The 11,538-nt window shown below is 57.5% G+C and carries 7 protein-coding genes and 1 pseudogene; 4 read left to right on the top strand and 4 right to left on the bottom strand.

Annotated features, from left to right (window positions below; genetic code table 11):
- The first annotated feature begins 503 nt into the window (after nucleotides 1-503).
- Nucleotides 504-2,141 (top strand): ArnT family glycosyltransferase, encoded by a 1,638-nt coding sequence (locus ACGYLY_RS27980; protein WP_395286052.1) that lies wholly within the window; start codon nucleotides 504-506, stop codon nucleotides 2,139-2,141.
- A gap of 61 nt (nucleotides 2,142-2,202) precedes the next feature.
- Here the strand turns inward: ACGYLY_RS27980 and ACGYLY_RS27975 are convergent, their stop codons facing one another.
- Nucleotides 2,203-3,435 carry an Nramp family divalent metal transporter gene (locus ACGYLY_RS27975; RefSeq protein WP_395286053.1) on the bottom strand — a complete coding sequence of 411 codons (1,233 nt, stop codon included), beginning with the start codon at nucleotides 3,433-3,435 and terminating at the stop codon, nucleotides 2,203-2,205.
- Between the two features lie 393 nt (nucleotides 3,436-3,828).
- Between ACGYLY_RS27975 and ACGYLY_RS27970 the strand changes: the two genes are divergently transcribed.
- The gene (locus ACGYLY_RS27970; RefSeq protein ID WP_395286054.1) at nucleotides 3,829-5,064 is read left to right on the top strand and encodes an RNA-guided endonuclease TnpB family protein; all 1,236 of its coding nucleotides are present in this window, start codon (nucleotides 3,829-3,831) and stop codon (nucleotides 5,062-5,064) included.
- Nucleotides 5,065-5,228: 164 nt separating this feature from the next.
- Here ACGYLY_RS27970 and ACGYLY_RS27965 read toward each other — a convergent pair whose 3' ends face one another.
- The gene (locus ACGYLY_RS27965; protein WP_395286055.1) at nucleotides 5,229-5,672 is read right to left on the bottom strand and encodes a universal stress protein; all 444 of its coding nucleotides are present in this window, start codon (nucleotides 5,670-5,672) and stop codon (nucleotides 5,229-5,231) included.
- 209 nt (nucleotides 5,673-5,881) lie between these two features.
- On the opposite strand from ACGYLY_RS27965, the gene glmM reads away from it, so the two are divergent.
- Nucleotides 5,882-7,195, top strand: a complete 1,314-nt coding sequence (gene glmM, locus ACGYLY_RS27960) for a phosphoglucosamine mutase (protein ID WP_395286056.1) — start codon at nucleotides 5,882-5,884, stop codon at nucleotides 7,193-7,195.
- A 235-nt stretch (nucleotides 7,196-7,430) separates the two neighbouring features.
- Here glmM and ACGYLY_RS27955 read toward each other — a convergent pair.
- Nucleotides 7,431-8,654: pseudogene (locus tag ACGYLY_RS27955) on the bottom strand (orc1/cdc6 family replication initiation protein).
- A gap of 815 nt (nucleotides 8,655-9,469) precedes the next feature.
- Here ACGYLY_RS27955 and ACGYLY_RS27950 point away from each other — a divergent pair.
- On the top strand, nucleotides 9,470-9,673 hold the full coding sequence (locus ACGYLY_RS27950; protein WP_395286057.1) for a hypothetical protein: 204 nt from the start codon (nucleotides 9,470-9,472) through the stop codon (nucleotides 9,671-9,673).
- A gap of 24 nt (nucleotides 9,674-9,697) precedes the next feature.
- On the opposite strand, the gene glmS is transcribed toward ACGYLY_RS27950, so the two are convergent.
- Nucleotides 9,698-11,512 carry a glutamine--fructose-6-phosphate transaminase (isomerizing) gene (gene glmS / locus ACGYLY_RS27945; RefSeq protein ID WP_395286058.1) on the bottom strand — a complete coding sequence of 605 codons (1,815 nt, stop codon included), beginning with the start codon at nucleotides 11,510-11,512 and terminating at the stop codon, nucleotides 9,698-9,700.
- Nucleotides 11,513-11,538: the final 26 nt, after the last annotated feature.

Here is an 11,538-nt window from a genome sequence, read left to right as displayed (position 1 = left end):
GAGAACATCTTCCATGACATCACTTGCACCACAAAAATTAACTATGCCGTGCTGTATTTCCCCATACGTGTCTCATCTATTATCGTTCCATAGCTCCCGTTTCACGGTAGGATAGTACTATATCGTTTATTCCGTCTTCAAACAGTGCTTGAACGGCTTAGCCACGTGATAATAAAAAGTGTCCACGTACACGCTATGAAAAAGATGCCCTCCCAATCATCGTATCGCACCTCCGTGCTGCTCGCCACGGACACTGCTCCGGTTTCGCATTCCCCTTCCGAAGGGGTCGGATGTGAGAACGGTACGCATGTGAATTGTATGCACGGCGGCCAGAAAGAAAGTATAGTCGGTTGCCCCTCAGTACGAGCAACGCCGTTCGTCCCCGCCCGGCACGCCAACGGATATCCGTCGTGCTGGGTACCTGCACGGCACGAATCGAACGGTGCCGAGAGACGATTCCCGGCTACCCCGTCAGTCAACTATCGAAGTTGGAGTGAAGTCTGATGTCACATGGTGTCAACGAACGACAAAACTTGGATGTCGTATCGAAGATCGTCGAGTTAGCGAACGACGAGCGCGCATGGCTCGCAGCGGCGATAGGAACCGGTGTACTGGTGTATCTCACCTATCTCCTTGTGCACCCGTACCCGGCGTACGGGGCCGGGCTATATCTCAAAATCGCCAGTGAAATCAGTGCCCACGGCTACGGCCTTCCCGCTCGAATTCCGCTGTACACCAAGGACGGGGTTCCGTTCGGCTATCCGCCGCTCATGTACTACGTCTCGGCGATACTCATGGACGTGACCGGTGTCGGTCCCATTACGCTCAGCCGGTTCCTCCCCGGCCTCGTGACGATTCTGTACCTCGTCCCGTTCTACTATCTCGCACACGAGGTCCTCGACTCGACGCCGCGGGCCGGATTCGCCACGCTCGTCCTCGCGGTGACGCCGCCGATTCTCCAGTGGCACCTCTCGGCGGGGGGTGTCGTCCGTGCCCCCGCATTTCTGTTCGTCGTGACCGGCGCATACACCGGTATCCGAATGTTCAAAACCGGGGAACGGAAGTGGCTCCTCGCCTCAGCCATCCTGTTCGGCTTGACGATACTCACCCACCCAGTTTACACGGTATTCTTCGGAACGACGTACCTCGTGATGTTCGTCTCCTTCAGCAGAACGCCGCGAGGGTTGCTGTACGGTGCAACCGTGGTCGCCGGCGGACTCGCGATTTCCTCGCCGTGGTGGCTCCAAATCGTCGCCATTCACGGTGTCAGCATCTTCACCGCCGCTTCGGGGACGCACACCGGTATCGGCGGCGGGACTCACCGCCTGCTCAAACAGTTCGTCTATCCGTTGGACATGAAATGGCCCATCGTGTTTTATATCGGGTCGTTCGCGGGTGCAGCGTACCTCGTCGCCAAACGCCGGTTCTTCCTCCCGCTGTGGATGCTGGCCGGCGCGTACATGCTCGGAAAGGTACGCTTCCAGTTTCCCGCCGGTGCGATGATGGTCGCGGTACTCGTCTTCGAGGTCATCATCCCACGGGTTCAACAGTGGACGAAAAACACGCGCTACTCCCGCTCCGTACCGCTTACCATCGTCATCGTTCTCACCGTCCTCGTTTCGGGCGTCGGCATCTCGTTCGCCGGGAGCGGCCTCCACTCCCATCTCGGGAGTACGACGCAGCCGTCGTTCGTGGACGACGACGACATGGCCGCGATGGAGTGGGTCCAACAGAGTACGGCGTCGGATTCCGACTTCGTCGTCCTCGGTGACAGCGCCGAGTGGTTCCCCCTCATGACCGACCGCGCCATCCTCGTCGGGCCGTGGGGTGTCGAGTGGGAGGGTCACAACCACTACCGGCACCAACTCGGCCTGTACAAGCGGATGTCACGCTGTCCGGGCAAGACGTGTCTGACGAAGAAGATGATATCGAACGACGTCGACCCGGACTACGTGTACGTTCCGAAAGGTCACTATACGGTTCGCGGTATCGACGAATACCAGAAGCCGTGGATGCGTGAACACCTCGTCGGTTCCGACCGGTACAAACTCGTCTACGAGAACGAGGGCGCGATGGTATTCCGCGTTCAGGAACCGATGGAACCGACCGAGATACCGGAAGACGGGCCGCAACCCGTGTAGGTTTCCGGCCGACAGCCACCGGCCGTATTTCGGATCGTCTCGACTACACCCGACGCCCGCGTCAGCCGAGCAGGGTCGAGTAGAGGAGCCATATGTTGAGGACGATGATGAGCGCGATGACGATGCCGAGAACGCCCGTCGTCCGCGAGGAGTTACGGAACGACCCCATGATGCCCTCCTCACGCGTGAACCAGACCAGCGGGATGAGGACGAACGGGAGTTCGAAGCTCAGTGCGACCTGTGATGCGACGAGGACGGACGTCGGGTCGAACCCGGCCATTACGATGGCGAGACTCGGCGCGAGCGTCACCGACCGACGAATCCAGACGTTGATGTTGAGGTCGAGGAAGCCGTCCATCACCGTCTGTCCGGCCATCGTCGCCACGAGCGACGAGGAGAGACCGGCGGCGATGAGCGCGATGCCGAACGCCAAACTCGAGTTCGCACCGAACACACCTGAGAGGGTGACGTACGCTTCGTTGAGCGTCTCGATGCCCGTCCCCTGAAGCGCCGCTGCCGCGACGATGAGCATCGCGGCGTTCACGAACATGGCCCCGAACAGCGCGATGACGGTGTCAACGCTCTCCAGGACGTAGTGTCGCCGGTGGACCGCCTCGGTGTCCCCCTCGTCCTCGATGAGGCGACTCCGACGGTCCTGAACGATGTACGGGTGGAGATAGACGCTGTGAGGCATCACGGTGGCCCCGAGTATCCCGATGGCGATGTAGAGCGCGTTCGAGCTGGGGATTCCCGGCACGAGACCGTCCGCTATCTGTTGGGTCGTCGGCTTTGCGAGAACCATCTCGAAGACGAACGCGAGCGCGATGATTCCAACGAAGGACATGATGACCAGTTCGACCCATCGAAATCCGCGTTTATGCGCCGTTCTGACGCCGAGGAGCGCGAACGAACTGGCTCCGGCCAGAATCGCACCCGCCCATAGCGGAAGGGAGAAAATGAGGCTGAACCCGATAGCTGCCCCGATGATCTCCGCCATGTCCGTCGCTATCATGGCGAGTTCCGCGGCGGCCCAGAGAACGATAACGGTGCGACGGGAAAACCGCTCCCGACAGAGCTGAGCGACGCCCTTCCCCGTCGCGATGCCGAGTTTCGCCGCGACTATCTGGATTCCCATCGCCATGAAACTCGCGAGGACGATGACCCAGAGCAGCGCCGGACCGAACTTCGCACCCCCGGAGATGTTCGTCGCCCAGTTCCCCGGGTCCATGTACGCGACGCTGATGATAAATCCGGGTCCGAGATATGAGAGAATTTCGCGGAGGGAGTATTTCATCGAATCCTCCACTCCTCATCGATGGTGATTTCCTTCCAGTCGTTCGCTACTCCACCCATGGAGTTGCCGCCTCCTGAATTCGATTCATCTAATTCGTAGTTTTGCATACTCAAATATAACGTTAGTGCTTTCGCCACCATCTTTAATCAGCGAGGGAATCCCGGCCTTTAGGCCGGGCGGGAATCACGTAAGCTCCACTACACAGTCCACCGTTAATCGGTAGAACTGGATTCCATACGTTCGTCAATACAGCCTCTAACAAGGCTTGATAGGTTGATGTGATTTTCATCAATCCACTCCTCTTGGTCTTCTCGAATCGTTATCTGCTTTCGTTGCATCACTCGATACTACATCATCGTAATGTATAAGTGTGGTTATTGTGTATTTGTACACATGGTAGAGACGGTGACAAAGACACTCCAAGCCACTCTTGCCCCACCCACGCAGGGCAAAGCGGTGCGTCTTCGCCGTCTTCTCACCACCTACCGCGAAGGGTTGGACGAAGCGTTCAATTCCGGCGCGGATACGATGTCCGCCGTCAACGACATCGTGACGCCTTACGACTTGCCGTATCAGGCGAAAGACGCGCTCAAGTCCTACGTTCCGAAGCTCCGCAAAACGTACAACGCTCGTGAAATTGACGACGAGCATCCGCTTCGGTTGGTTAATCGTGCCGCTAAGTTCGACCGTGACGAATCACGTCGCTACGAGATTTGTTGGAACGTCCCGCAACCCGGTCGAGGAACGAACTTCTGGATACCGCTTCGGTTGAACCCGGAGCAAGAATCTCTGTGGCACGACATTCTCGAAGGTGACGCCAAACCAGGAGAACTTCGTCTTCAACAGAACCGATGTAATTGGGTTCTACACGTCACCGTCGAATACGAGGTGGACGAACCAACGACGGGCGGTGACGAGACGTACATCGGTTTCGACATTGGTGAATCCGCGTTGATTACGGGCTGTGCCCTGAAACACAACACACCGACAAAACCGATGCTCGAAAGTGGCAGTCGTGCCCGACACCTCCGCAAAGAAATGTACACGACCCTGAAACGCCTTCAACAACGTGACGCGTCCGACAAGCGGGTGGACGAACGGTTCGACCACTACCAGAACGCTTTGACGGATATTGTCGAGAAGGCGTCTCGGAACGCGGTTGAATACGCCCGGCAATTCGAGAACCAAATCATCATCCTCGAAGATCTGTCGTTCATCCGAGAACGGTTGGACTACGGCAAGTACATGAACCGCCGGTTGCACTCGTGGGCGTTTGCACAATTGCAGGGTCGAATCGAAGACAAAGCAACCGAAGTGGGAATTCCCGTTCGGTTTGTGAATCCGGCCTACACCTCGAAGACGTGCCACGAATGTGGTCACATCGGGCGGCGTTCCTCGCAAGCGGAGTTCCGCTGTACAAACGACGACTGCCACGTATCGACATTCCAAGCAGATATTAACGCGGCGGCGAACATCGCCGGGCGCGTAGACCCGTGGGGTGAGTGCGTTCCTTGGAAACCGGAGCGCGATGACACGCCACAGGATGGGAGCGGTTGTGACACCGCCACAGTCCACCGGAAGACGAGTCCGAGAACCGGACAGATGACGCTTTCGGCGTATTCGGACTGAAACCGACGGCAGTTCCGGAATCCCACTGTTGTGGGAAGCCCCACCGTTTACGACGGGGAGGATGTCACATTGCCACGAATGGTCCGAGTTTCGCGCTCAGCGCCCTGTCGCCGACCCTACTCCGGTTCGGAAACTCGGGAATACGGGTTCGGATAGGTCGGAACTCAAGCAGTCGAGTTGTCGATGATATCCCGCATTTGGACCGTTAGAACGGGGATTTCCGACCGACGGACGACGTTTTCCGTGACGCTTCCGACGACCCCTCGTTTGAGACCGCTTCGGCCGTGGGTCGCCATCACGATGAGGCCAATGTCGTTTTCTGCTGCGTACTCGACGATGGTTTCGTACGGGACGCCTTTCAGTACGTGGCCTTCGATGGAAAGGCCGCGCTCCTCTCCTTCGCGCACCGCCTCTTCGACGATGGATTCTCCCGGCGGGTTGTGCACGTCCGTGAGTACGTTGTCGAGCGCGAGCGGGCTGTTGGTCGTGTTGAAGACGTACACGACGTGGAGTCCGGTATCGAACTTCTCCGCCAAGTGAAACGCGTGTTCCAGTGCGCTGGTCGTTCCGGCACTTCCGTCCGTCGGCACGAGTATCTCGGTGTACATCTTCCCTCGTCCGTTTCGATAGGCTATTGGACTCCGTGCGTGATATACTCTCTCACTATTTGTCCGATTCCACCCGCGATTCGATGCCGATTTAGTGGACAATAAATCGTCCACTAAATCGGCACAAACGTCCATCTCACGGACGCTCTCCGCTGAACGGTCCTCAACGAAGGGAACCCTTTTGCCCGTCCCGACTGTCGTACGAATCAATGTTCGGAACCAGCGGAATTCGTGGCCCTGTCGGCGATGTCGTTACCGGAGACCTCGCACTGTCCGTCGGTCGAGCGCTCGCCTCGACCGGCGCGGAGCGCGTCGTCATCGGGCGCGATCCCCGAGACAGCGGTCGATTCCTGATGGACGCCCTCTCCGCCGGCCTTCGCGAGTGCGGCGCGGACGTCATCAACATCGGTCTCGCCTCGACGCCGACCGTCGCCCGAAGCGTCGAATGGAAGGACGCCGACGCCGGTGTTTCCGTCACCGCGTCGCACAACCCGTCAACGGACAACGGTATCAAGCTCTGGAACCCCTCCGGGCAGGCGTTCGACGCGGACCAGCGCGAGGAGATCACCCGTGTCATCGAGGAGGAAGCGTTCGACCTCGCGGACTGGGACGCGACCGGCGAGGAGACACACTGGGGCGGCGCACACGACGAACACGTCGAAACCCTCGCCGAGGCCGTCTCCCCCGCCGACCTCTCGGTCGTGGTGGATGTGGGCAACGGGGCCGGTGCGGTCACCGCCGACGCGCTCTACGAACTCGGGTGTGACGTGGAGACGCTAAACGCACAACCCGACGGCCGTTTCCCCGCCCGCCCCAGCGAACCCACCGCGGAGAACTGTCAGTCGCTCTGTGAGCACGTCACCGCAATCGGTGCCGACCTGGGAATCGCCCACGACGGCGACGCGGACCGCATGATGGCCGTGGACGAGAACGGCGATTTCCTCTCTGGCGACGTGCTTCTCACGCTTTTCGCCCGCCAGCACGCCGCCGCCGGCGAAACGATTGCGACGCCGGTCGATACCAGCCTCATCGTGGAGGACGTGCTGGAAGAACAGGGCGCGGACGTGGTACGAACGCAGGTCGGCGACGTGTACGTCGCCGAGCGAGCGACCGAACCCGGCGTCGTCTTCGGCGGCGAGCAGTCCGGCGCGTGGATTTGGGCCGACCAGACGCTGTGCCCCGACGGTCCGCTCGCGGCCTGCCGCCTCGCCGAACTCGTCGCCGAGAACGGGCCGCTGTCGGAACTCGCCGCAGACGTCGGCGAGTATCCGATTCGCCGGAAGAACGTCCACGTGGACGATAAAACCGGTCTGATGGCGTCCCTCTCGGAGGCCGTCACCGACCGCTACGCCGACGCCACAACCATCGACGGCGTGCGCGTATCGCTCGACGAAGGATGGTTCCTCATCCGCGCCAGCGGCACCGAACCGCTGGTTCGAATCGCTGCCGAGGCCCGCGACCCCGACGCCGCGGATACCGTGTTCGAAACGGCGGACGCCTTCGTTGCCGAGTACACGGAATAGCACTCCGACGAGTAAGTGTGGTGGTCTGTGTCGACACACCGCACTTCCGCAGTTCACGTCCTTTAAATACCCGATACACACCGAACTTCCGCAGTTTCAGCACGGTCCTCTACCGACTTACGAGAGTTTCTAGAAGCGGCATATTTATAACCAACGAATGGTGACGATGTCCTCAATATAAAAATTTCAATTGCTAAATAGTGGTGTTGACGCCAGATTCCATTGCCTATCGACATTATGTCTGACTGTCAAACCGTTGCGGGGTCGCTTCGATTTCCCCTACAACATCCACCGTCTCTTGGAGAGCCTGTAGAAGGAGCTTTGGACTCGTATCTAAGCTGTATTCGTAGTACCGACCTCCTGACTCTCCTTTATTCCGTTCTATTCGGTTTGCGATACCAAGCATTGCTAACTCACCGAGGTGATCACGCATCCGACGTGGAACAAGTGGATCAACCGCTGCACGGTTACAGACCATCTCATACCGTGGCTGGACATCACGAGCACGAGTTGGCGTTTTTCCCTCTTCGTTCAATATTAATAAAGCGTACAGTACGATTTGACCTTGATGAGTAAGACCCGCGACGCCCTCAACGACACGGCTCTTCTCTAACGACTCGCGTGCTTCATCGACATGAGATTCGGTGAGTTCGCTAGTTCGTTTCTCAACGGCAATATCACCGGTTTCCATCAGGAGATCGAGACTTTGTCGGGCGTCACCTGCGTCTTTTGCACCATACGCTGCACATTTGGCGATGACCGCTTCAGAAATAACCCCGTCATAAAACGCGACATCGGCACGTTGGCGAAGAATATCTCGAAGCTCATCCGCCTCGTATGCGGGAAATTGAAGCTCTTTCTCACAGAGGCTTGATTGTACTTTTGATGAAAGACTTTCTCGAAACTTAAAATCGTTCGAAATCCCGATTATTTCGACTTTTGCCTCGGAGAGGTTCCCGTTTGCTCTTGCACGAGGAATTTGATAGAGAATAGAATCATCATCAATGTGATCGACTTTGTCGAGAACTATTAGAATCGTATCACCGACGGACTCCAACTCTTCCCAAAGCATTTTATAGACTTGACGCTTGGAATATCCAGTTGTCACTTGGTTCGAAGATAATCGAAGTTCGTTAATGAGCTGAATTGCTACTTGGTAGCTTGTCGAAAGGTCCTCACAGTTCGTTCGTACCAGTGTTATATTCACATTATACTGCTCTGCATCAGATTGGAGCTCTGAAAGGAGATAGCCGGTACAGGCTGTTTTTCCGACCCCTGCTTTGCCGTAGAGAAATATATTCGAGGGCTAATCACCGTTGATAACTGGTTGAAGTGCGGAGATATACTGCCGTAATTCAGTATCTCGACCGACGATCTTTTCGGGCTGATAATCCTCCCGAAGAACATCTCGGTCACGATAGATCTCTGTATCGGGTTCGAACAGTCCCCTTACACGTATGATTATTATCACATGGATATAAATCCATGGTGTCCAGTGTGTCTTGTGTGTCCTTTGTCTAGGATGATGCGATACCTCCGCACCCCACCGTGTCCAGTGTCTGGTACAGAACGATGGCCGAGTCTATATCATGTGATTTCAGACAGAGAAAATTTTATGCCATGAGAGAAATAATAACTCCGTATTCTATTTTCGGACGGGACAGATGAATCGTAAACAGTAGAGCAGCGTCTTGGTCTGCGAGTCCCTTGGGAAGACACTGGACACGGTGGGGTGTGTATACCCCTTTTCTGAACACTAGATTCGATGGATGTGGTAGGTAAAAGCGACAATATTCGTAGAATCCTTTCCGTGAGTCGGGGACGAAGTATGCATTGTGCCTTAAAAGTGGAGGTTCTCCCGTTTTGATACCCGGTTTTGAACGGTCCTCGAAACCACGCCAGACACACGAAACAGACTAAGTCTGGTTTTAAATAGAAAATCTGGTGGAGAACACACGAAATGTACTCTCTCCCCCTTCGATTCCACCCCGATATCCGACTTCATCCCGAGCCGTAGCTCTCGATTTCAGCGTTTGGAAGGGTATGGATGACAGCTGTCCCAACAGACGTTTGCCACGGCGACGCTGGGACATTTCTTACTACTCAGTACTGGTAGTAATAAGTTTTGGCTCGCCGGATATCGTTCGTCTCAGCCGTTTTCACATGTCTGTCCCTTGGTCTTTCATCCCTGCAGATTCATCAATCATATTGACATCTTCGACACCCGTTTACTCGGTGGATAATAATGGTCCGTCCGGGTAATCCAGAGAAACGATGTCCTCCCCTGATTGGAGTATTCGATATCTCTCGCTCGGTATCTTTAGCACCGGTGGAACGGCGCTCACGTGGGTGTTCGACAGCGCATCCGTCATTTACGTCGCGCTGGCGACCGTTTTCGCGTTTGCGACGCTCGCGCTCTTTCACGCCCACCGACTTCGAACCCAGCCCCCGCGAAGAAAAATGGACCGCACTCCATGACACTACCGTCGTCCCTTCCGTGGGTTATTCGACCGTAACGCTCTTTGCCAAGTTTCGTGGCTTGTCTACTGGCCGGCCCAAGTTCTTCGCTGCATAGTAGGACACCAACTGCAACTGAACGTTCGCCAGCAGTCCCGACCACATTGGATGTGTCTCGGGAATTTCGAGGAACGCATCGGATATCTTCTCGGCGGGGTGGTTCGCGTGTGCAACCGAGACGATCGGCGCGCCGCGCGCCTGTGCCTCTTTGGCGTTCTGGAGCGTCTTCTTGTCCTTGTCGCCGTTGAACAGCGCGAACACGGGCGTGTCCGGCGTCACGAGCGCGAGCGGCCCGTGTTTCAGTTCGCCGGAGGCGAAGCCTTCCGCGTGTTCGTAGGTGATCTCCTTGAACTTCAGCGCGCCCTCCTTGGCGACGGCGTTGTTCAGCCCACGACCGATGAAGAAGAACGCCTCGCTCCCGGTATACCGGCTAGCGATCCGTTTGGCGGTCGTGGTATCGAGGACCCGCTGAACGTGTTCGGGTAGCTCCTCCAAGTCCTCGAGCAGTTCCGCCTTGTCCTCCGGTGCGGTTGCCGTCTCGATGTCCTCCGCGAGGCGGAGCGAGAGAAGCGAGAGCATGACCGCTTGCGAGGAGAACGTCTTCGTGGCGGCCACGCCGATTTCGGGGCCGGCGCGGATGAAGAGCGCGTCGTCGGCCTCCCGGGCCGCGGTCGAACCCATCACGTTCGTCACCGTGACGGTCCGTGCGCCACGCTCTTTCGCTCCACGGAGCGCGCCGAGGGTGTCCGCCGTTTCTCCGCTCTGCGTGACGGCGATGACCAGCGTGTTCTCCGTGATGGAACCGGTCGCCGCGTCGACGTACTCGCTGGCACGGAACGCCTGTGCGCGCATCCCCGTCTGGTTGAGGAGTTGTTGCCCGTACAGCGCCGCGTGGTACGAGGTTCCGCAGGCGACGAACTGCACGTCGTCGACGCCTTCGAACGATCCTTCCGGGAAGGCTTCGAGGTTGACCCCGCCGTCGCCCACTCGCCCCTCGATGGTGTTGGTGAGTGCGTTAGGTTGGGTGTTGATCTCTTTAAGCATGTAATGCTCGTATCCGCCTTTTCCGGCGTCCTCGGGGTCCCAGTCGATTCGTTCCACGTCGCGGGTGACCATGTTACCTTCGAGGTCGGTCATCGTCACGCCGTTCGGTTCGAGGACGGCGACGTCGCCGTCCTCGAAGTACACGACCCTGTCCGTGTGGTCGAGGAAGGCCGGAACGTCGCTGGCGAGGTAGTACTCGTTGTTGTCCAGTCCGAGGATGAGCGGCGATCCCTGCCGGGCCGCGTAGATGGCGTCAACGCTGTCGACGAGCGCGGCCACTGCGTAGCTTCCTTCGAGGTCGTTGATGGTCTTGCGGAACGCGTCTTCGATACTCGGCGAATCATCGAGATAGTATTCGAAGAGATGTGGGATGACTTCCGTGTCGGTATCGCTCGTGAACTCGTGGCCGTTTCCTTCGAGCCACTCTTTCAGCTCGGTGTAGTTCTCGATGATTCCGTTGTGGACGACGGCGACATTTTCGGTCTCGCTGGTGTGTGGGTGGGCGTTCGCGTCGGTCGGCGGGCCGTGCGTACTCCAGCGGGTGTGGCCGATACCGACGTTCCCCTTCGGGACGCTTCCGACGATGCTGTCTTTCAGGTCGGATATCTGTCCGGAGCGCTTATACACGGAGATTCCGGACCCGTTCTGGATAGCGACACCGGCGGAATCGTACCCTCGATATTCGAGGTTTTCGAGCCCCGTCACGAGTTTTGTTATCGCATCTCCTTCGCCGATCCGAGCGATGATTCCACACATCTTATGGCACCTCTGCTCGTCTTGTA

The organism is Haladaptatus sp. CMAA 1909, assembly GCF_043952005.1.
GTDB lineage: Archaea > Halobacteriota > Halobacteria > Halobacteriales > Haladaptataceae > Haladaptatus.
The sequence above is the reverse complement of the archived record's forward strand: the minus strand, read 5'-3'. Positions and strand labels throughout refer to the sequence as shown.